Raw genomic sequence first — 22,355 nt, 5'->3', positions numbered from 1 at the left:
TTCTAGCAAAATGACGTGCTACGGATGTAAATCAAAGAACGATTGAACGGAAGTTTTTATACTGAAAGCTAAGTGAACAAACTCAGAAACGAGGCTATGAGCCAAAACGATATTCAAGCCAAGATTGCCAGCTTTACTTGTATCGAAGAAGCTTTGGATTACTTCGATATTGGTTTTGACAGCCGCTTTATTGATAAACACAGATTGGAGTTAGTGAAGCGCTTCAATGGCTATTTGATCCTGACTAAGCCTGAAGATTGGTTTGCAGCTCGCCGTGCATTAAAGAACGCATATTGCAAAGTGCAGCGTAGTTTGTTGGATAAAACCACACGCTCGGCTTGTCGTGGTTGCACTTCTTGTCAGCGTCGTTAGAGCGCATTTCAATACTCAAACCATAATGTCAGACAACTCTGGGCGCTAAAAAAAGAAACCCCGCAGATGCACTCAAACGCATCTGCGGGGTTTTTGTCTATTCAACTTGCCTATTCAAATAAGTCGGCTGAACTAGGCAAGCTAAACGATTTAGTTTGCTTGGTAAGTCGGGTAATCCAACAGACCTTTTTCGTTACCACCAAACAGCGTCGCAGGATCGTGAGCAGCTAGCGGGTAATCGTTCTTGATACGGTTCGGTAGGTCAGGGTTCGCGATGAACGGACGACCAAAGCCAACCATATCTGCCAAGCCACTTTCTAGAGCTTCAGCCGCTTTCTCTGTGTTGTAGCGACCAGCATAAATGATGGTGCCTTTGTAAGCTTCACGAACGGCTGTTTTGAACTCAGCAGGCGTGTCTGGTGCGTCATCCCAGTCTACTTCTGCGATGTGCATGTAAACAACGTTTAGCTTATCAAGCAGCGCCGCAGCAGCTGTGTAAGTTTCTACTGGTGTTTTATCTACAGTACCGTTTAGTGACGTAAACGGAGCAAGACGAACACCAACGCGATCAGCGCCAATCGCTTGAGTCATCGCTTCAACCACTTCACCCAAAAAACGTAGACGGTTTTCAACTGAACCACCGTATTCATCTGTACGGTTGTTTGCTTCAGAATCGATGAACTGGTTTACAAGGTAACCGTTTGCTGCGTGCAGCTCGATGCCATCAAAGCCCGCTTCAATCGCATTCAATGCCGCTTGACGGTACTCTTCGATAACCACTTTGATGTCTTCTTTCGTCATCTCACGCGGTTCTACCACGTCAACAAAACCAGGTTCATCCGTGCCGTTATCGATAAACACTTTCACGTTTTCTGCTTTTAGTGCAGAAGAAGAAATTGGTTGTTCACCACCGATGTTGTCAGGGTGAGTTACACGGCCTACGTGCCAAAGCTGAGCGAAGATCGCACCGCCTTTTGCGTGTACAGCGTCAGTGACTTTTTTCCAACCTGCGATTTGTTCTTGGCTGTAAATACCCGGAGTCCAAGCGTAACCTTGACCCATAGGTGAAATCTGTGTGCCTTCTGCAACAATCAAGCCCGCAGATGCGCGCTGTGCATAGTACTCAGCCATCATGTCGTTTGCGACGTTACCAGGTTGGCTTGCACGAGAGCGAGTCATTGGCGGCATAACGATACGGTTCTGAAGCGTTAGAGAACCAAGTTGTACAGGTTGAAACAATGTATCTTTCATGACTAACCTCGTTATTTGCTTGTTTGAATCAATTCGATTTGGTAACCGTCAGGGTCTTTAATGAATGCGATATGAGTTTCACCGCCTTTCATTGGACCAGGTTCACGTGTGACATTGCCACCAAGTGCTTTGATCTTATCGCATGCAGCGTAAATATCTTCACAACCCAATGCCATGTGACCGAACGCGTTACCTAGGTCATAGCTGTCTGTGTCCCAGTTGTAAGTCAGTTCAATCGTCGCGCTGTCTGGTTGGTCCGCGTTACCGACAAACACAAGTGTGTAGCGGTATTCCGTGTTTTCGAAGCGATCAAGCTCGCTCATACCAAGAACTTTGGTGTAAAACTCAATGGACTTATCTAGATCAGCAACGCGGATCATAGTGTGAAGAAATTTCATATTTAACCTTCTTATCTCGGCTTGTTAGGTGTTGTTCGAACAACAACCGTGCCCCAACAAACAACGTCATTGGGATTAAGATAATGGCTAACCTTGAAAACATGAAATTATCATTGGTTATTGATTGCATAACATATTGTTATTAATGAGAGGCTTTAAGTTCACTTTGTTTGTGATGATACTGAAAAAAATGAGGTGAATAACGGATGCTTTCTTTTTGAATTTAAATTACTTAGAGTGAGTGGCTATCTAATTGAAAGCACAAATCTTGGTGTAAAGAGGAGAAAGCAATGGAGAGCTTTAAAGCCTTGTTTGACATTGCTCAGCGCAAAGCTGAATACGACAAGAACAACACTTGGTATAGAGGCTCAGAAACGTATTTTGATGCGCTACACAAAGAGCTTGAAGAAGTCAGCGAAGAGATCGCTAAAGAGCGTCTGTGTTATCTAGAAGATGAACTTGGCGATGTGTTGTGGAACTACTTAAATATCCTGATGGCGTTAGAAAAAGAGCAGGGCATTGACCCTTATTCTGTTTTAAATCGAGCAGTAGAGAAATACCAAGCTCGGGTGACAGCGATTGAAAACAACGGAAGCTGGGCGGAAGTAAAAGCAGATCAAAAGGAAAAGTTACAGCAAGAATACCAAGGCAAGATGAATGAAAATTAAGCCTATACCCAAGTAACCTCAAGATGGGTGTCTATTTGATAAAAACTAGGGGTAAGGCTCGCTTACCCCTAGTTAGAAATCAAAGTGAACTAGAGCATTAAAGTAAACTAATGAGTAGGTTAGCTTCTAACGTCTCGCTTTCACTTCGCGTTTGTCACTGCAAGCAAAAGCTCAAGCTCTTCGGGTGTAAGTAAGTCCTTGTTTTTAAGAAGTTCGCTTTCGTCCAAAGAGAGTTGAGTTTGACTTATTAAGTATTTTTTTTGAGTTGGAGTCAGATCCTTAAGTGAATCTATCAACTCTTTAAAATTCGTGTTATTCATAGCCTAGCATTCCAATTAACGTATATTTTTATAGTGTTGTTACTGATCCATGTTAGATAAGTAATCTGTTATTTGCTGGTTTATCGTCACCAGCTCTTTATTAACTATAGCTAGATCCCCGCTATCCGGTGCGATATTGTCTCTTGTGTGCTCCTCAATGTTGCTCAATGCGGTTACAGCTGACTCTTCTCCAAAGCTAGAAAGGATGCCTTTTAAGCTGTGTGATAATAAGAATAAGTCCCCCCAGTTCTGCTCTGCGTTGAGTTGGTTGATTCTTTCTAATCCATCTTCGTAGTCTTCCATGTAAGTTGAGAAAACAGCAAAGATAATGTCGACATCGTTGTCCATGTAGGTATTCAACACTTCGAAATTGATCATTATTCATCTCCACTGTGTGGCTTGTAAGTTAAAAGGTATTGGTAACTGGGTCGAATACGATCCCGAAAGATAATCTTTGAGCCAGTTAGACCAATTTGGTGGTAGTGGACGCTGAGAAAGGAATTCAATGCTCTCATCCAAAATGATGTCTGTCGCTTCAATGTTGTTATCCGATAGCCGCTTGAGGCGCATCTCGACTGAGAAAGGGTATCTTTTGCCTAACGTCTCTTCATCGGAGTTCTTTTGTTCGCTGAGTTTTAAAGCGGTTCCTGACTTCGCTGCAAGTAAGGTTAACAAGCAACGCTTGATAGCAAACTCGCCGAAAAAGTCCATCAAAGGAATAGCTTGTTTTAATAGCAGTAAAGGTGCTTTGTTCGGCGTTGCGTAGTAGTAGCTAAGTGAGTGCATTAGCTTTCTATGAGCGTACTCCGGACGTGATTCTAGTAAAAGAAGCTTACATTGCATCATCTGCTTAAAAGCGGCTAAATCAACTTGTTGGTTACGATTAAGCTGTTTCTCAGCGAGCAAACAAAATTCATTGAGCTTTAGGAGTACTTTCTTTTTGTCATTTGCATTAGTGAGCGTCTTAAAATGTTCACTAATCAAGTCAACATAAGTATTCATCGCAGTGAGCCACTGAGTATCCGTGGATGAAACATTGGATGCGTAAAGGTAACCAACGTCGTACAGTCGCTCGAACTGAGCGAGTTTTGACAGAACCCTAGATACAGTAATCAGTCTTGCACTGCTACTAGGGGTGAGCTCAAAGGCTCGGTTTGCAAGTATAGAGGCGTTATTGTGTTGCCCTAAGGTTTCATAAAGCCCGACAAGATTATCGATAGCCCTTAAGCAAAGCGGATTGTGTGTGACGTAATTTGCAAGGACTTCAACAGCTTCACGGATCTTACCTTTTTGGTGAAGTAGGAATGCTTCAGCACAAATTCGACTCGCGTGTTCTTTGTCGTTGCAAAAAGGAAGGAAGTTCTCTAGTACCTCAAACTGTTTCGCTTCAATCAAAGTATCAATTAAGAGTGATTCAACACAAACACTGGTCGCGTATTTCTTATGCAGTTGCGCAACGTCATTGAGAGAAAGCACTGAAACTTTGCTAAGGTATTGTTTTACTTCAGCAAGGTGATGCTGCTCTTGTAGAGCAGTGAGCATTTTAGTTTGTAGTGCTTTTGTCTGAAGCGGCTTAGTAAGTAGATGTCTAACACGACCAGAAAGCGCAGTGAGCACGGTTTCTTGCGTAGCGTCACCAGATATCATAAGCACGGCTGTTGTGTCTGATATCAATTTCGCTCGACTCATCAGGTTAATTAGATCAAGCCCGGTCAACTTAGAAGACAGGTGATAATCCATAATGATGAACGAGTAAAAGCGAGTCTTAGTAGCACTCAACGCCTGCTGCGCATTGTTAACGCAGGTAATGTTGGATATTTTGGCTCCCAGCGAGACGAGTTGATGCTTGATCAACGTTGAAGAGGTTGAACAGTCATCAATGACTAAAATGCTGATGTTATCGACTTCGATCTTCCCTGTGGTCAAACTTCTACCTATTTATACGGATTAGCACACTCTAAAATAAAATTAGTCATCAGTTTGCATAAAGGCAAGCGCTTTTACGTTAAAATAAGGGGCGATATGCCCCTCATCAACTTTTGTAGTCATTAACTCTGTTCAGCTTCCGTTTCGACGCGTTTTAACAGCTCGTTTGCCTTCTTCATCGCACGCCTCGCACTTTTAGACTTCCGCTTGTTTAAAAGAATGTCAGAAAACTGTAGGTACTTATCGGCGGTTTGGAATCGCAGATCATTAATATCTTGGAAACCCGGCGGGAAATTTTCAGAAAATGCATCAATATCTTTGACGAGCTTATCTAGGTTAACCGTTGTGCGAGCTTGGTTGAGTCGGTAGTGCAGTCCTTCAAACTCTTCCTGATACAACAATCGTGCAGCATCAGCAGGGAAAGGCAACGGCGTTGAGCTCTCTTTTGCGGTCTCGTAAAGTTTCATTTCCAATACCGCATCTTTCATCGTATTGCTAATCGCCAAATTTTGCTGATGTTCTTCAGACTCAGCAAAAAAGGAGTTTCCAACTTTGATGAGTGTGACTAAAGCTGCTGCATCGCGCATTTTTAGCGCTTCATTGAGGTGTTGACCAAAGACTTCGCTTGCCAACGAGCTAGGAGTGAAAGGGTACTCTTTATGTATTTCATGGAGTTCCTTTTTGAGATCGTAAATAGATTTAGCCTCGTCTTGCTGGGTGTACAAGGATTTTTCTAAGTGGCTGTTTATCTGTCTCGCAATAGAAAGCAGAGTAGAGTGTTTGCTTGATTGAATATCCAATGCCAAAACTTCGATTTTATGGGAGTCTGGGTAATAGTTTTTTGCTTGCTGTAAGATGGATTCAATCTGTTTGTAGTTTGGATAAGTCGTTACATCAGAGTTAAGTACGTCATCGATCTTTGCTTCAAATTCTCCAAGGATATGCGGTTTATACAAACGTAGGAAACCAGCAGCAATCACTGGGTGTATCCCTTGTTTGTTGTCAATTAACGCTTTGGTTTGCTCCGGAAGCGTATTTAACAGTTGCTCTGCAGATTCGATGGCTTGATCTTTTTCTATGAGAGTAAGGTTGAGTTGGTTAATGGTATTTTGCTGTTGTTGATAGAACGTACCTAACAAACCCATTAAGGCAAGACTGGCGGCTATACCTGAATAAAGTGACCAACGGTTCTTATTCAACAGGTGCTTGATATCAGTAGCGCTGAGCTGAGAAGGGACGACACCAGTAGCAAAAGCTTTAGAGAAGATGCGCCACTTTGAAAATGGAAAGTGAGATGGCTTGCTTACTTTAACGCTTTTTTTAAGCGCTTCGTTGACTGGGGTTCGTCCATATGGGTGTTTGCAGCTCAGCAACTCGAAAGTAATGCAGAAAAACGCAAACAGATCGTCACTTTGTTTCGGTTCTTTGCCCGACAAGATATCAAGTGAGGCATAATTCGGTGTATAACCCAGCGTGTCAGTGTCTTGTGATTTTCGTTTTGCTGCATATTGGTCATGCTTCAGTTGGTGCGTTTTAGAGACGCCAAAGTCCAGCAACTTCACTTTACCTTCCGAAGTGAGAATGATGTTTGCGGGCTTTAAGTCTGCATGGACCACACCAAGTGAATGTGCATACGATAATGCATCTAACGTTTGGTTCAGAATTGAAAGGGTGGCGTTGTACTTTAACCCGTCCGGTCTAGAGCGTTGAATAAGTCCTTCTAATGTCTCCCCATCAACATATTCCATCACGAGGAAATAGATTTCTCCGTCTACTCCAAAATCGTAGACTCGGATGATGTTGGGGTGACTAAGCTTCTGAGTTTGTTGTGCTTCACGAATCAGCATGCGGGCGGTTTCTGGCTGAGACGCATACTCTTTTTGTAGTACCTTTAATGCGACATAGGGGACATCTGCTCCAGAAGATTCAAGAATTTTGTCTTTCGCCAAAAAGACGTCACATAAACCACCATGGCCGATCAAAGATTCAATTTCATAACGGTTTTTTACCGTCTCCCCGAGCAATGAATCAGATCGAGTTTGCTTATCATCATTATCAATATTACGCACTAATTTATTTGCTGGTGGAATTGTGTTTAGGTTCTGAGACACTTTTGTATTTGTTTCATTATTATTTAGGGCAGAGCCTTCATTGTTTATATTGCCCTTATTGTCATTTGTATTTTCTCTTTTTTGAGTCTTTACAATTTTGGTTTTATCGCCACTGCATTCTTTATTTATAGAACTGTCTTTATTTTTGTCGTCCATCACGAGGCTCCATATAAAATGATGGTGTGAATATATAACTCATCTGCTAATGAAAAATGATTAAATGAAGATTTCTCGGTTAAGCTAACATCGGTTTTTTGACGAATGAAAAGTTAAGCGTCAAAAATTTGAACCTCGTTGTATATTTTGTTCTGCGTAATAATCCTAGATTGCTTTGCTGAGAAATTAATTCATTATTCCGTTCGTGAAATACAATTATTATTTGATTAGGCATTATTAATCTTAGTGTTAATAAGTGGTTGCCTAACTATTAAGAACTAAATTTATATATTAAGCAGTTCCTTTGGCGAGGTTTACATGACGTTGGTTTTAACCATTACAAGTTTTCATAAGTTCACTCCAGAGATTGACACTGAGTTCGTTTTTGATGCGACAGGTGAACATGATAAGGTCAGTTTTGGGCGCTCTGAACAGTGTGATTGGACATTGCCTGACCCTGAAAGAGTCATATCAAGTAAGCATGGTGAACTGATCAAATTTGGTGAAAAGTACTTGATTAAAGACTTATCGACGAATGGTACCTTTGTAAATAATGCCGTGACGCCGGTTGGTCAAGGAAATGAATTGGCACTCAACCATGGCGATGTCGTGGCCCTCGGCGATTATCAAATTCAAGTAAGTTTAGAAGAAAGAATTATCGATGATAGCAATAGAGTACACAATACTATCAATGAGTTAGCTGTTGGTGATGTAGACCGAAATTTAACTCATGATGAGTTTGGCTTGAACGCAGCGGATCTGTTAAGAGACAGTGCGCCTTCTGAGTTTCAGCTTGATATTGGTCTGATGGATGACTTTTTAGAAGCACAAGAGCCGAGTGTTGAAGAAGTATCCCCTCATGCGTCTACCCCGATTAGCGCTCCGAAGCCTTTGGTAAAAAATGAAAGCAAAAACCAACAAGCCTTCGTCAGAGGTCTGGGTATCAACCCAAATATGGTTCCAGACGAAAATAGCGAACAGTGGTTCGAGCAACTAGGCCAGTCGTTTTCTTTGATGCTACTGGGCTTAATGGAAACATTACATAATCGAGCTGAGTTTAAACAAAATAATCGTTTAAACCATACCGCTTTTCGAAAGTCAGAAAATAATCCATTAAAGTTTTCCGCTAATTTAGAAGATGCTATTCATAATTTATACAACCGAAACACTGCTAGTTTTATGCGAGCAGACATAGCAATTAAAGAAGCATTTGTTGATATAGAAAACCATGAAAAAGCGTTGATGAAAGGTGTCGAAGGTACCGTTTCTAGTGTTATGTCGTTAGTTGAGCCATCAAGTATTTACTCCGATGCAATGTCAAGTGATAGTTTCTTCAATAAAATGATTCCAGCAAGAAAATATGCTCAAAGCTGGAAGAAATTTGAAGGTATTCATTATCAATTAACGGATGAAATTATAAATAAGGAATCACCTTTTTATTTGGAAGATTTTGCAAAGCATTATGAAAATGCACTGAGAAGTAAAAATTAAGGAATGATGATGAAAACAATAATGAAGACCTTACTTCTATTTATTACGGCAGTTTTAGTTGGTTGTTCAGCGGCAAACCTAGTAGTTGATCCCTATGCTGATTTAGCGCTCACCGCCAAACATAATATCAACCCAGATTCAAATGGCAGACCGTCGCCTGTTGTGATTTATGTGTTTGAATTGACATCTTCAACCGTCTTTGAAAGTCAGGATTTCTTTTCGCTGTACGAAAGCTATGACACGGTTTTAGGTCCTGATTTAGTGAACAAATATGAAATTTCTTTAACGCCTGGTCAGGAAGATATTTATCACGCAAGCATGTCACCAAAAACTCAGTATTTAGGTTTAGTCGCGGCATTCCGTGACATCGAAAACTCCAATTGGAGGCAGGTGATTAAGGTAGATCAGACCGGTTACAACACTTACCAAATTCACCTAGACGACCTTTCTATATTCGTTAAATAACCTCACTTGGCGACTAAACAATGGCAGATTACTCCCACACAGCATGGTGTGAGGGGATGTTTTTACGTCCTCAACATTTCCAGCAAAGCGAGCGTGCATTTGAGCATGAGTTTAAGGGATTGAACCGTTTTCAACAGCCTTATAATTGGGGCGTGTATCAAGTTCGTATAAACCCGAACAGTCTGAAAGAAGGCGTGGTAGAAATCGAGAAACTCGAAGCGATTCTTCCTGATATGACTCTTATTGAATTGCAGAACGTTAATGAAGTTCTTCCGCCATTACTGGTTGAAAAGGGAACTCAAAACACATTAGTTAAAGTGGTCGTTGCTTCATCGAGCCTTAAAGAAAAAACGATTGCGGATGTTAGTGAAGGTGTTGTTAGCAGATATGTGTTAAACGATCTAGACGTTATAGACGTGCAAACTGGTCAGGATGAAGAGCGCATTCAAGTGGCGTCGTTGAATGTTGCGCTTAAAGTAAGCAATGACAACTTGTCAGGTTTTGTTGAGTTACCGATTCTTAAAATTAAAGAAGTCACTGCGGAAGGCGCAATTCTTCTTGATGAAGAGTATACGCCGCCACACCTCAATGTGCTTAAAGATCAAGCAATGTTGGCTTGCCTAAAAAATGTAACGGGAATGACAAAAATCCGTGCTGATGTGGTTTCTCAACGTTTAGTGCAAGGCAAAGCGGCATCTGCTTCAGCTGTCGATTTCATCATGCTTCAAATGCTCAATCGCTACGAAACGATTCTTAGACATCTGGGGCAGTTAGAACAAGTTCACCCTTTAGAGTTTGTCACGCTATTACGAGGATATGTTGGTGAGTTGTCGACTTTTTCGAGTAAAAATAAGCGCGCTCCTTTGCTTATTGATTATGAACACTCAAATCTGACCTCTACGATTTCAGAGCTTAATCAGGTGTTAAGCCAATACCTGAGTGTTGTTCTAGATCAGACGGCTAATAAACTTCCTTTGGAGGTTCGACAACTTGGTATTCGAGTGACACCGTTACCTGATAAGCGACTTCTTGAATCAAGCCAGTTTGTTTTGGCAGTAAAAGCAGATACAAGTACTGATGAGATTAGACGTTTGGTACCAGCTCAACTCAAGTTGGGACCAGCAGAACAAATTAGAGATCTTATAAATAATCAAATCAACGGTATTAACGTTGCACCACTCAATGTTGTTCCTCGACAGATCCCTTATCAAACGGGGTATGTGTATTTTGAAGTGATTAAGAAAGGACCATTCTGGGTTCGTCTCCAAGAGAGTGGCGGTATTGCTCTTCAGCTATCTGGTCAATTCCCGAATTCAGACATAGAGCTATGGAGCATTAACCAATAACAGGTTACGTCATTATGGAACAGACAATAATAAAGCCAACACCAGGTGGAAGACCAACAAACGCTAATATCTCAGTACCAAAATCTGCCGATAGTACAGTTGTGATCTCAAAGAATCCTGAAGTGGTCAACAATGACTCAGTGGTCGCATTTGGCAGCAACCCGATTTTAGCTGAAGCTAATGGCATACTTTCTATTATTGGACAGATTCGAGCAACAGCGAGTCACTCTGACGTCTTGTTTTTAAAAGAAACGTTGGCACAAAAGTTAAGAGACTACGAAAACCGACTACGTCAACAAAACATAAATCTGGAAACAATAGATACCGCTCGTTACTGCTTATGCTGCGCAATCGATGAAGCAGTTTTGAATACAAATTGGGGTAGCCAATCGACATGGAGTCACGACTCGTTGCTGACCTCTTTCTATTCTAGCAGTCAAGGTGGGGAGGCGTTTTTTCAGCATTTAGAAACATGCATGTCATTCCCTGAGACTCAGCTTGATCTCTTGGAACTCATGTATGTGTGTATGTCTTTAGGTTTCGTAGGGCAATATCGATTAGAAAAAAATGGTCTGGAAACACACCGTCGTTTGAGAAAGCAAGTTGTTAGCGTTTTAAAGTCAAACGGTCGAGGGTTACAGCAACGCTTAAGCGACAATATTGAAAGCCGTTTGTTAAATGGTTCGCAAGTGGCGGAACGTGCGCCTTTATGGGTGGTTTGCTCTGTCACATTGGCAATATTGGTCTGTATCTTTATGTTCTTCAGCTATGACCTTAACAAGGCTTCAAATCAAACCTTTGCCAGTTTAATTAATCTCATCTCACCTAATCAAACAGAGATGGCTCCTACGTCCGATTCTCAAGTAATAAAAGTTGCTGAACGCGTTTCTATGTATCTAGCAACCGAGATAAATAAAGAACTGGTGACTGTTGAGGCTCTATCCGACAGAGTTCGGATTTCTCTCAAAGCTCAAGACTTGTTTGAGTCAGGTAGTGCGGAAGTCGTTGAATATATCCAACCTGTTATATCTAAGTTGTCTCGCACTTTAGAAACAACCGAAGGGAAGATTTTGGTCACTGGACATACTGACGATAACCCTATTTTTACCAGTAAATATCCGTCCAATTGGCATCTTTCCCTTGCTCGTGCAACGGCGATGTCTGAACAGTTGATTGCGAACAGTGCACTGGAAGGAAGAGTCCTTCCTGAAGGGCTTGGTGATGCAAGACCCCTTGCTGAAAACTCTACTGATGAAAATCGTGCGCTTAACCGCCGAATCGAAATTGACCTTATGGTTGCAAACTAAGGAAAGTGAGATAAATGAGTATCCGAGAAGTAGGCAGAATATTTACTCAACGTTGGTTTATCGGTTTAGTCGGTGTTGCTGCGTGCTCAATTTTTATTTGGGTCGTAGGTCCCCTCATCACTGTTGCGGGATATGAGCCCTTAAAAACTGACTTTCAGCGTTTGGTTAGCATCCTGGTATTAGTTTTCGTTTGGGGTGTGTTCAATCTTACAAAGCAACATAAGCAAAAAGTAAAAGAAGACGAAACAATTCAAAGCCTGTTAGAGGTGGACTCGCAATCTGATAAAGAAGCTGCCTCAGAAATTAATGTGCTGCAAGACAGAATAGAGCAGGCAATCAAAGTGGTTACCAAAACACATAAAGGTAAACGTAGCTTATACGAATTACCTTGGTATGTACTGATTGGTCCTCCTGGTACAGGTAAAACGACAGTTCTTAAGCAATCTGGGTTGGAGTTTCCGTTAGCGGATTCATTAGGTTCGGACTCTGTTGCAGGTGTTGGGGGAACACGCCATTGTGATTGGTGGTTTGCAAACAAAGCGGTTCTTGTTGATACCGCTGGTCGTTATACGACACAAGATAGCCAAGAAAAAGTTGATGCTAAGGCATGGCATGGATTTCTTGGGCTGTTAAAAAAATATCGAACACAGAGACCAATTAACGGCGCAATTGTGACAATCAGCTTAGCTAGCATTATGTCGCAAACACGCACGGAAAGGAGCCTGCATGCAAGGGCGATAAAGTCTCGTTTACAGGAACTAAAAAACCAACTGGGTATGCAGTTTCCAATTTACGTTCTTCTTACAAAAATGGATCTGGTGGCGGGGTTTAATGAGTTTTTCGCGGATCTGAGCAAAGAAGAGCGTGAAGAGCTATTCGGTTTTATGTTCCCAAAAGATTGCGAAGATGAGCGCGGTGTCGTTTCTCTTTTCAATAAAGAGTTTCATCATCTACTTGAGCGATTGGACGCCCGAATGCTGCGCATTCTGGAAACAGAGGATGATCTTGATAAGCGCGCGATGATCTTTGAATTTCCAAAGCAACTTCGAGTGCTTCAAGCAAACCTAGATGAATTCCTTACAGAAATATTTGCTCAGAACAGCTTTGAAGAGCCCACCCTTATTCGAGGCGTGTTTATGGTTAGCTCGGTTCAAGACGGTATCCCTGTTAGCCGGCTAATGAACGAATCGAGCAGCGGGCTCGGGCTAGGGAAGTTAGGTTTATCTGCTCAGCACCACGGATCTCACAGCTATTTCGTTAGAAGCTTGTTTGATCAAGTCATCTTCAAAGAGCAACTGCTTGGGACAGTCAATCGTCATTATCAAAAGCAATCCAGTTGGCTCCATCGAGGCGTTTACATCGGCTGTGCGGTCGCGTTATGCGGAGCGATTGGAACGTGGTTTATGAGTTATCAATGGAACTCGACACTTATCACCCAAACCAACAAAGAGACAGGTCATATAAAAGCAATGATCGGTGCAGATAGTTTAGATTTTGAATCAGACATTATCAGCGCGATAGAAACACTCGACCGAATCATGACTTTACCTTTGGGAAGGCAAAGCGACTACGGAAATTCGGATGCAATAAAGAAGTTTGGTTTGTATCAGGGCGACAAAGTCTCTCAAGCGGCAAATAACGCCTACACGTCTGCTCTAACCAAACACTTCGCTCCTCTGGTGCTTGATAGCCTGATTTCAGAAATGGAAGGAAACCAAGAGCATCGTCAGTATCTATACGAAACGCTTAAAACTTACCTAATGTTGTTTAACCCAGAAAAGTATCAACAAGAAGAAGTATTAGCGTGGTTTGGCTTTTATTTTGAAAGACATTATCCAGGCGCTCTTAATGAATCACTAAGAGACCGTCTAATGACGCACACTAATAACCTTCTGGAAAGCAACGAAAGAGGTTTCTCATTTAATGACTCAGCTGTAGAGAGTGCTCGAGAAGTGTTAACTCAAATGTCTTTGCCTGAGCGTGCTTACCAACGCATGAAGTTACAATTTTCAAAAAGTCATGTGCCGTCATTCAGATTAACAGACGTTCTAGGACCAAAAGGGTTAGAACAATTTGAGCGAATGAGCGGTAAACCACTGTCTCAAGGGATCTCCGGTTTTTACACGTATAACGGGTTTCACAGCATTTTCCAAATTCAAATTAACCGCACTGTGAAAGGGTTAATGGAAGAGAACTGGGTATATGGAGACGATTTAAAAGCGCATGAAATTGACCAAGCAAGTGCAATCCAGGGTGTACAAGCACGTTACTACCAAGATTATGTGAATGAGTGGAAAAACTTAATTGAAGACATTCAGCTTAAGCAAGCGCCAACCCTTGATCTAGCCTCTACTCAAGCAAGAGTGTTGTCGGGGGTTGAGAGACCAATTGAATCATTATTGCGTGCGATTCAAAAAGAGGTTGGTTTGACCAAAGTTGTCTTGTCAGAGAACCAAAAAGCGGCGTCAGAGGTGGCAGGGAAGGTTGCTAAAGTGAAGTTTTCCAATACCGCTGACAAGTTAGATATGTATTTACCTGAAGAGAATAGCTTTAATGTTTCCTTGCCAGGTAAAGAAGTCGAATCCCACTTTACTGAAATCTTACGTTTGGATGAACAAGATTTTGAAGATATTCAGACAGCAATGGTCAATTTGCGCTCTTACCTGTCTGATTTATCAAGTTCGGGTAACAATCAAAAAATTGCATACAAGAGCATTCTCGATGGAACAGTTACCCAAGATGTTGCTGCGTCGTTTGAACGTGCAAGGGAGTTGTTACCAAAGCCATTTAATCAATGGTTAGGAGAACTGTCTCAAGAGTCAGTTAAGTTTGCAGAGAATGGGTCTAAAGATCACTTGAATCAATTATGGTTAACAAAGGTGGTTAAACCATATCGAAGCTCAATTGCTGGTCGCTATCCATTTGTTCCTAATGCCTCGAAGGAAGTTCGCCTCAAAGATTTTAAGCGGTTTTTTGGTTACGGCGGAACCATGGATGCCTTCTTTAAGGAGTATTTAGAACCATTTGTAGACACTTCAACTCGACGTTGGAAGCTTGAAAAAGAGATTGGTGTTCGTCCAGAAACACTTGCAGTATTCCAGAAAGCCAAACGGATAAGACAAACTTTCTTTGAGCCGGACAATTCTTTGCGCGTCGAATTTGGAATGAAACCTGTTTATTTAGATCAGCATATTACTCGTTTTGTACTGGAGTTGGGTGGGCAAGACTTAGTCTATAAGCACGGTCCTGCTCGCGCGAAGTCATTAAGCTGGCCCGCAGGGCAAGACCAAACTCGAATCGTCTTTACTCCACCAGAATCAAAACGCGAGATTGCACATACCTACGAAGGTGAGTGGGGTATTTTCAAATTACTTGATCAATCGCTAAAAGCGCGTCCAGAGTCGCGAAATGACAATATCGTTATGATCGATTTGAAAGGAAACAAAGTTCAACTGGAACTCATCCCTTCAAGTGCGATCAACCCGTTTTGGTCTAACGAGATGGAGAGTTTTCGATGTCCTCAAACGCTATAACACCCTGTTGGGGCTACATTGGAAAAATGCCTGCAAAAGGGGATTTTGTTAAAAATGGGCTTTCTCAAGAGTTTACTGAACGATGGCATGATTGGCAGCAAGCAATAATAGCTGTTAGCCGAGAACAATTGGGCGAAGGATGGCATCAATACTTTCTCACGGCTCCAATTTGGCACTTTGCACTGGATATCTCCTACATGGAAGACGCAACTTACATTGGGAGTGTCATACCGAGTGTTGACTCTGCGGGACGCTACTTCTTTTTCACTGTTGTGAGACCAGTCGAAGGGAGTGCTGTGGATTATTGGGAACAGAGTCAGTGGACTCAAAATAGTCAAGATCTTGCCGTCGCTGTACTCAATGACGACTTTGTATTTGATGCATGGGCTCGAAGACTCACTGACTCGGGTAAGACAGTTTTAGATGATGTTCCTACGGCAGAAGTACCGTTAGTACATTACAAAAGCAAACTTTCAACCATTTATGAGAACACCCCACAGTTATCTGCGAATGGTCTTTTAAATCAGATATTAGGTAAGGAATACAAAAAACCTTGTTTTTGGTGGACTGAAGGGTCGGCAACTATATCGCCCTGTATGCTGATTACGTCGGGACTGCCTTCAATAGGTCAATATGCGGCAATGTTAGATGGAAACTGGCAAGAGTGGAACTGGTAGGTATCAGCGAATGAATTGGAATTACTTTACTTTTTCGAGGACTCATCCAGGAAAGGTCCGTCCATATAACGAAGATGCATTACTTGATATGTCCGAACTTGGTTTGTGGGTCGTAGCAGATGGTATGGGTGGTCATTGTGCAGGAGACATCGCCAGTCAGATGTTGGTCGATAAGATTGCCCGCTATGCAAAAGACAATAAGACAACCCACATTGATGAGTTGAGAGGTGTTATTCAGCAAGCAAACAAAGAGATCTTTGATTACGCAAAAGAGCATTTAGAAGGTAAAACGATGGGGACAACACTTGTACTGTTATTTATGCAGGACGGGTATTTTCATTGTTTGTGGGTTGGGGATAGCCGTATATACCAACTGAGAGAAGGGAGCTTCACGCAAAAAACAAGAGATCACAGCCAAGTTATGGATCTGGTCGAACAAGGGTTATTAGCGATTGAGGATGCAGAATCACACCCATTAGCTAACGTCATAACTCGTGCGATAGGTGTCGATGAAATAGTAACGATAGACCAAACCTCCGGTCAGCTCTCGAACGGTGATCAATTTCTGTTGTGTAGCGACGGGCTCTCTAAAGAACTGACCAATGACGAGATACACAACACGCTCTATGCTGATTCAGTCAATCAAGCAGGGTTAGCCTTGATGCACTCTGCGTTAGTTCGAGGTGCTAGTGACAACGTCACATGCGCGTTGGTCAAAGTATGCTGTGATCAAAATGAAATAGCTGAAAATCAGCAAGATGACGCGACCATTCCTGTTTTCTTGAGGAGTAAAGTGCGTGGATGACCTAATCAAAGCGTTCGAGTGGTTAGAACCAGTACTACAACCTGTCTCTGCTGATCAACCAACGGGCGTGGACCCTCGTGAGGACGTATCTCCTCAATCTGCTTATTACAGATTAAAAGACCACAGGATGGCTGCGCGCAATACAGAGCGTAACGCCATTATTGAAGAAGAAAGCATACTCAGCCACACCAACCTTTGGCGTGTTTTCATTGATGAAGTTCCAGAAGTTCTGACTTCTCAGTCAAAGGATTTGGAGCTTGTCGCTTGGCTGATTGAGGCGCTGACACGTATTTATGGCTTTCGCGGAATGGGGATCGGATACGAGATAGCATCACACTTTATTGATCATTTCTGGGAACAGCTGCATCCCATGCCTGATGAAGACGGAATCGAGACTCGTATTTCTGCAATCATTGGATTAAACGGTATCGAAAGTGAAGGTACCTTAATTTTTCCACTGGCTTCGATTCCGCTGACGGATATGGGGGTAGAGCAAGCTTACGCATTTTGGGAATACCAACAAGCCATCGAATTAGAGCGACTTGATGAAGATAAACGACGTTACAAAGTCGAGCAAGGTGCTGTGGAACTGTCGAAAATCAGCGATACCGTTAAATCCACCTCTGATGAGTTTTACAGGACTTTGATCACTGATCTTGAGTTCGGCATAAGGGCATTTAACCAATTTAGTCAAAAGCTTGATGATGCTGTTGGAGACGTTACCCCAAGTTCTTACATCTCAAAAAAGCTTGATTCAATACACTCGGCATTAAAGCATTTGCTTGGTGACCGCTTTCAGGCACCGAAAGAGGTGATTGAAGAGGCTGATATGGAATCTAACGAGCCGACTACGGTCACAAGCCAGTCAGCTAACAACAGCGAATTGCTAATAACAAATATGCAATCACGCGAGCAAGCGATTGAACAGTTACAAAAGGTGGCAGACTTCTTTAGAGAAAGTGAGCCTCATTCACCAGTTTCTTACTCCATCGAACAGATTATTCGTTGGTGTGGAATGCCTCTGCCGGAATTACTGGCGGAATTGATCTCCGACGGAGATGCAAAGAGACGCTATTTCCGTTTAGTTGGCATAGCAGAACAAAATGAAAATTAAGGAAGGGAGAACGGTATGACGAGTATTCACTCGAAACTGTCACGAGTAAGGAAGCCTCGTGTTCACATTACCTATGATGTTGAAACCGAAGGAACAACGCTTAAAAAAGAGCTTCCTTTTGTGGTTGGTGTAATGGGCGACTTCGCTGGACAAAATACCGAAGCGTTGAAGCCTTTGAAAGACCGACGTTTCATTCAGATTGATCGAGACAACTTTGATGATGTTTTGAAAAAAATGAGTCCATCAGTGAAGTTTAAAGTCGCAAACAAATTGGCGAAAGATGACTCGCAATTTGAAGTGGATTTAAGCTTTAAATCTATGCAGGACTTCGAGCCCGCAGCGATTGTTAATCAAGTTGATCCTTTACGCCAACTGATGGAAACCCGAAATAAACTTCGTGACTTGATGACGAAGGTCGACCGCTCAGAAGAGTTAGAAAATATTCTAGAGGATGTATTAAACAACACGGAAAACCTGACAAAGTTGGCTGGAGAGTTAAACCTGGGCGAGTCAAGCTCTGTAGATAATCCAGAGGGAGCATAGTAATGACGACTCAAATTGACAAACAACTTGATCCAACGGTAGAGCAACAAACGTCATCATTCCTAGAGCAGGCGATTGGTGCAACAAAGCAAACAGAAGCTTCTCGTGCCGAAGAGTTGATCAAGACATTAACAGAAGAAGCAATGAAAGGTACCGTTTCCTGGAATAAGAACCTAACGGTGACGTTCCGTGAAGCAATCACGCTTCTTGACCAACAGATTTCGGAACAATTGTCTGAAGTCATGCATCACCCAGAACTACAAAAGCTTGAGGGCTCTTGGAGAGGCTTAAATTACTTAGTGATGAACTCGGAAACAAGTTCAGCATTGAAAATTCGCATGATCAGCATGACGAAAAAAGAGCTTCATAAGGATTTAAGCAAAGCGGTTGAGTTTGATCAGAGCCAAATCTTTAAGAAGGTGTATGAGTCTGAATTCGGTAGTGCTGGTGGTGAGCCTTATGGTGCGCTTATCGGTGACTATGAGTTTACAAACCATCCGGAAGATATCGAATCATTGCGCCTGATGTCTAACGTTGCTGCTTCTGGTTTCTCGCCGTTTCTTTCGGCGGCTTCACCGGCTTTGTTTGGCTTTGATGAATGGACGGAATTATCTAAACCTCGCGATTTGGATAAGGTATTCGAGTCATTGGAATACGCACAATGGCGTTCCTTCCGCGAAAGTGCTGACTCGCGTTTTGTAAGCCTAACCATGCCGAAAGTGCTAGCACGTTTGCCTTATGGTCAAGCGACTTCTCCAGTTGAAGAGTTTGGGTTTGAGGAGTTTGATGTTGACGCTGTTTCTGGCATTGCGACTAATGCAGAACACAACGACTACTGTTGGATGAACTCTTCGTATGTACTAGGTGCGAAGCTCACAGATGCTTTTTCAAAGTATGGCTTCTGTACAGCGATTCGAGGTGCAGAAGGTGGTGGTCGTGTAGACAATCTACCAACGCACTTCTTCATGAGTGATGATGGCGATCCTGATATGAAATGCCCAACAGAAATCGGTATTACTGACCGCAGAGAAGCGGAGTTAGGTAAACTTGGTTTCTTACCATTATGTCATTACAAAAACACAAACTATGCCGTGTTTTTTGGTGCGCAAACCTGTCAGAAACCAGCAAATCATGACTCTCCGGATGCGACAGCGAATGCTGCAATTTCCGCACGCTTACCTTACATGATGGCGACATCGCGTTTTGCCCATTATTTGAAAGTGATGGCTCGCGATAAGATCGGTAGCTTCATGGAAGCAGAAGATGTTGAATCATGGTTGAACCGTTGGATCTTAAGTTATGTGAACGCATCTGAAGGAGGCGGTCAGGAAATCCGCGCGAAATACCCATTGGCTGATGCTCGCGTGCAGGTTAAGGAGATTCCAGGCGCGCCAGGCTCTTACAATGCAGTAGCATGGTTGAAGCCTTGGTTACAGATGGAAGAGCTTACGACTTCATTACGCTTAGTTGCAAAAATCCCTCAATCGGGTGGTTAAGTGAATTGTGGTTGGCTTTATGGGTCAACCACACTTTCCCTCCTGTGGTGTGTAAAAATGACTAACGATACAGCGTTGAATTTCTTAGACCCAAGCGAGCTAAAGCATGAGTTTAGTCCGCTTGGGTGTGCGGAACTTAATAGTTACTGGATTACTCGGTTTGTCGAAACAGAAGATTCAATACACTCGGCAAAAATTTGGTTAGAAGGTACCAAAAGCAGAAGTGTTGCTGAATTTCGTCGCAGTTTGATTATGACCATCAATCAAATAGATCAATTGTTACAGAAACAACTAAATGAAATCATTCATCACCCGAGATATCAGCAGTTGGAGCGATCTTGGGTGGGGGTTAAGTATCTGTGTGAACAAACAGACGGTCAATCTGGTGAATTGGTAAAAATAAAGCTTTTATCGTCGACATGGGAAGAAGTCAGTAAAGATGCTTTAAAAGCAATCGAATTCGACCAGTCAGCTTTGTTTAAACTGCTTTACCAAAATGAATACGGCATGGCTGGAGGTGAGCCATTTGGACTGATAGTTGGTGATTATGAGCTTCGACATGACCCTAACCAAAACTACTTTGATCGGGATTTGTCGGTATTGGGTAAGATTGCCCAGACAGCAGCAGCTGCGTTTAGTCCTTTTGTCATGTCTGCGCAACCAAGTGTATTTGGGGTTGATCGTTTTTCGGAGTTGTCATCTACCACAGACATTACTTCTCAATTTGATCAAGTTGAGTATGGGAAGTGGCAACGCTTGAGAGAATCAGAAGATACAAAGTTTATAGGTATTGCAGCGCCTAATGTTCTTTTTAGGCAGCCTTATATCAAAGATGGTTCTCGGATAGAGGCGTTTGAGTTCGAGGAGACGATTGTTGAATCAGAACAAGAGTTGTTGTGGGGTAGCGCCGCTTTTTGTTTCGCCGCCATCGCAATTAGAACCTATCAAGAACATGGTTGGTTTACTCACATGAGAGGTGTGAAGCAAGGGGATTACACCCAAGGAGCCATTCTAGCTCCAACAAGAAGTTCTGTTCAGCTTATGAGTAAAAACACACGAGATAGGAGCCCTTTAAATCTGAAGGTATCAGAGCGTAAAGAGAAAGAGATATCCGATTGCGGTTTCATTACGATGTCACCTGTCGCAGAAACCGATTTAGTCGGCATGATATCCAGTGTGTCTATCCATAAGCCAAAGTTATTTGAAGACCAGAACATAACGATGAACGCCAAGCTGACTTCGATGCTGCAATATACATTATGTGTATCTCGAATCGCACATTACATAAAGGTAATGGGAAGAGACAAGGTTGGTGGGTATCAAGATTCTGATTCAATCCAGCGGGATTTTCAGCAATGGCTTCACCAATATACAACTGCTTCTGATGAAGCTTCTGATGAACTCAGAGCAAAGTATCCACTCAACGAAGCAAAAATAACAGTTAAAGAAAAACGCGATTCGCCAGGGCATTACTTTTCAGTAGTGCATTTAAGACCTCATTTTCAACTCGATCAAATGGTTTCGGCGGTCAAATTAATTACGGAGTTATCACCGGAGCAGGTGGTGTAAGGGAACACGATGACAACATGGAAAAAAGCCTTATCTGAAGGTCAATTGCAGCAAGCTATTACTCTATTAATTGAAGAGATAAAGTCTGCCCCGAAAGATGCAAGCTTGCGAAGTTCGTTCATTGAGCTGCTTTGTATTAACGGTGATTTGGAGCGAGCGGACGATCAACTGATTCAATCGATCAAGCTATTTCCGGAATATTTGGCAGGTGCGAGTCAATTGCGTCATCTTGTAAAAGCGGCGCAAGCCCGTAAAGACTTTAGTGAGGGGGCAGCAACTGCGCAGTTTGTTGAAGGTGATTCAAAGGTTAACGAGTTGATCATCGAGTTGAATCTTGCCATCAAAAATAAAGACTATGAAAGTGGTTATGAGTTGGCGCAGCAGCTTGAAAAAGGAAGAACCACTAAACGCTTTTCTCAAAATGGAAGTATGACCGATGAGGTAAGGGATATCGACGACCGTTTGTCTGGTTATGTCGAGCTGTTTTCTACTGCGGGAAACTACTTTCTTGTCCCAATTAAAAATATTAAATATTTAGAAGTGAAGGATCCAAGCTCATTACTTGAAAATGTTTGGCGACCTGTGGAGTTTGATATTGAGGGTTTAGGTGAAGGAGAGGGGCACATGCCACTCACATACATAGACTCATCTACAGACGCCCAAAAGCTTGCCAAAGAAACAGATTGGATACAACTTGGCGCTAGCGAGTTGTTCGTAGGTTCAGGACAAAAGTGTTGGTTGGTTGGGGACAAAGCAGTACCTATTTTTGAGCTAAACCAATTGTCAGAAATCGCAGAGCTTGCATAG

Annotated in this window: 20 protein-coding genes; 14 read left to right on the top strand and 6 right to left on the bottom strand. The window is 42.4% G+C overall.

Annotation, left to right across the window (positions count from 1 at the left end):
- Positions 1–96 precede the first annotated feature (96 nt).
- On the top strand, positions 97–372 hold the full coding sequence (locus NL647_RS04810) for a nitrogenase-stabilizing/protective protein NifW (RefSeq protein ID WP_005447066.1): 276 nt from the start codon (positions 97–99) through the stop codon (positions 370–372).
- Between the two features lie 150 nt (positions 373–522).
- Here the strand turns inward: NL647_RS04810 and NL647_RS04805 are convergent, their stop codons facing one another.
- Entirely contained in the window at positions 523–1,623 is a 1,101-nt protein-coding gene (locus NL647_RS04805; protein WP_009705284.1) for an alkene reductase, read from the bottom strand.
- An 11-nt stretch (positions 1,624–1,634) separates the two neighbouring features.
- Positions 1,635–2,021 (bottom strand): lactoylglutathione lyase, encoded by a 387-nt coding sequence (gene gloA / locus NL647_RS04800; RefSeq protein ID WP_009701492.1) that lies wholly within the window; start codon positions 2,019–2,021, stop codon positions 1,635–1,637.
- Between the two features lie 290 nt (positions 2,022–2,311).
- On the opposite strand from gloA, the gene NL647_RS04795 reads away from it, so the two are divergent.
- Positions 2,312–2,689, top strand: a complete 378-nt coding sequence (locus tag NL647_RS04795) for a MazG nucleotide pyrophosphohydrolase domain-containing protein (protein WP_005447060.1) — start codon at positions 2,312–2,314, stop codon at positions 2,687–2,689.
- A gap of 140 nt (positions 2,690–2,829) precedes the next feature.
- Here the strand turns inward: NL647_RS04795 and NL647_RS04790 are convergent, their stop codons facing one another.
- The 4 genes from NL647_RS04790 to NL647_RS04775 all read right to left on the bottom strand — a co-directional run bounded on the left by NL647_RS04790 (position 2,830) and on the right by NL647_RS04775 (position 7,202).
- Positions 2,830–3,009, bottom strand: a complete 180-nt coding sequence (locus tag NL647_RS04790) for a hypothetical protein (protein ID WP_005447058.1) — start codon at positions 3,007–3,009, stop codon at positions 2,830–2,832.
- Between the two features lie 39 nt (positions 3,010–3,048).
- A complete protein-coding gene (locus tag NL647_RS04785) occupies positions 3,049–3,387 on the bottom strand; it encodes an Hpt domain-containing protein (protein ID WP_005447056.1) in 339 nt (112 codons plus the stop codon).
- Between the two features lie 3 nt (positions 3,388–3,390).
- Positions 3,391–4,935, bottom strand: a complete 1,545-nt coding sequence (locus NL647_RS04780) for a response regulator (RefSeq protein WP_253649726.1) — start codon at positions 4,933–4,935, stop codon at positions 3,391–3,393.
- A 122-nt stretch (positions 4,936–5,057) separates the two neighbouring features.
- Positions 5,058–7,202 (bottom strand): serine/threonine-protein kinase, encoded by a 2,145-nt coding sequence (locus NL647_RS04775; RefSeq protein WP_188014779.1) that lies wholly within the window; start codon positions 7,200–7,202, stop codon positions 5,058–5,060.
- A gap of 318 nt (positions 7,203–7,520) precedes the next feature.
- On the opposite strand from NL647_RS04775, the gene tagH reads away from it, so the two are divergent.
- Genes tagH through NL647_RS04715 form a run of 12 tightly spaced genes read left to right on the top strand, consistent with a single transcriptional unit; the run spans position 7,521 to position 22,355 of the window.
- The gene (gene tagH / locus NL647_RS04770; RefSeq protein WP_253649725.1) at positions 7,521–8,693 is read left to right on the top strand and encodes a type VI secretion system-associated FHA domain protein TagH; all 1,173 of its coding nucleotides are present in this window, start codon (positions 7,521–7,523) and stop codon (positions 8,691–8,693) included.
- A gap of 9 nt (positions 8,694–8,702) precedes the next feature.
- Positions 8,703–9,158 carry a type VI secretion system lipoprotein TssJ gene (gene tssJ, locus NL647_RS04765; protein WP_009699029.1) on the top strand — a complete coding sequence of 152 codons (456 nt, stop codon included), beginning with the start codon at positions 8,703–8,705 and terminating at the stop codon, positions 9,156–9,158.
- A 20-nt stretch (positions 9,159–9,178) separates the two neighbouring features.
- Positions 9,179–10,504 carry a type VI secretion system baseplate subunit TssK gene (gene tssK / locus NL647_RS04760; protein ID WP_074051443.1) on the top strand — a complete coding sequence of 442 codons (1,326 nt, stop codon included), beginning with the start codon at positions 9,179–9,181 and terminating at the stop codon, positions 10,502–10,504.
- 14 nt (positions 10,505–10,518) lie between these two features.
- Positions 10,519–11,811, top strand: a complete 1,293-nt coding sequence (tssL, locus tag NL647_RS04755) for a type VI secretion system protein TssL, long form (RefSeq protein ID WP_017190835.1) — start codon at positions 10,519–10,521, stop codon at positions 11,809–11,811.
- A gap of 14 nt (positions 11,812–11,825) precedes the next feature.
- Complete coding sequence (gene tssM / locus NL647_RS04750; protein WP_017190834.1) at positions 11,826–15,344, top strand: type VI secretion system membrane subunit TssM; 3,519 nt, start codon at positions 11,826–11,828, stop codon at positions 15,342–15,344.
- Positions 15,326–16,021: a type VI secretion system-associated protein TagF gene (gene tagF, locus NL647_RS04745; protein ID WP_053049073.1), complete on the top strand. Its 696-nt coding sequence runs from the start codon at positions 15,326–15,328 to the stop codon at positions 16,019–16,021. Before tssM ends, tagF begins: the two co-directional genes overlap by 19 nt.
- A gap of 10 nt (positions 16,022–16,031) precedes the next feature.
- A complete protein-coding gene (locus NL647_RS04740; RefSeq protein WP_074051445.1) occupies positions 16,032–16,826 on the top strand; it encodes a PP2C family serine/threonine-protein phosphatase in 795 nt (264 codons plus the stop codon).
- Positions 16,819–17,940, top strand: a complete 1,122-nt coding sequence (gene tssA / locus NL647_RS04735; protein ID WP_253649724.1) for a type VI secretion system protein TssA — start codon at positions 16,819–16,821, stop codon at positions 17,938–17,940. Before NL647_RS04740 ends, tssA begins: the two co-directional genes overlap by 8 nt.
- 15 nt (positions 17,941–17,955) lie before the next feature.
- Positions 17,956–18,483, top strand: a complete 528-nt coding sequence (gene tssB, locus NL647_RS04730; RefSeq protein ID WP_009699036.1) for a type VI secretion system contractile sheath small subunit — start codon at positions 17,956–17,958, stop codon at positions 18,481–18,483.
- 2 nt (positions 18,484–18,485) lie between these two features.
- On the top strand, positions 18,486–19,979 hold the full coding sequence (gene tssC, locus NL647_RS04725; RefSeq protein WP_005447040.1) for a type VI secretion system contractile sheath large subunit: 1,494 nt from the start codon (positions 18,486–18,488) through the stop codon (positions 19,977–19,979).
- A gap of 57 nt (positions 19,980–20,036) precedes the next feature.
- The gene (tssC, locus tag NL647_RS04720; RefSeq protein WP_005447039.1) at positions 20,037–21,548 is read left to right on the top strand and encodes a type VI secretion system contractile sheath large subunit; all 1,512 of its coding nucleotides are present in this window, start codon (positions 20,037–20,039) and stop codon (positions 21,546–21,548) included.
- A 9-nt stretch (positions 21,549–21,557) separates the two neighbouring features.
- On the top strand, positions 21,558–22,355 hold the full coding sequence (locus NL647_RS04715) for a type VI secretion system accessory protein TagJ (protein ID WP_017190828.1): 798 nt from the start codon (positions 21,558–21,560) through the stop codon (positions 22,353–22,355).

Source organism: Vibrio sp. Y29_XK_CS5 (assembly GCF_024181835.1).
In the GTDB taxonomy this organism is placed as follows: domain Bacteria; phylum Pseudomonadota; class Gammaproteobacteria; order Enterobacterales; family Vibrionaceae; genus Vibrio; species Vibrio harveyi.
This window is presented reverse-complemented; position numbering and strand designations above follow the sequence as displayed.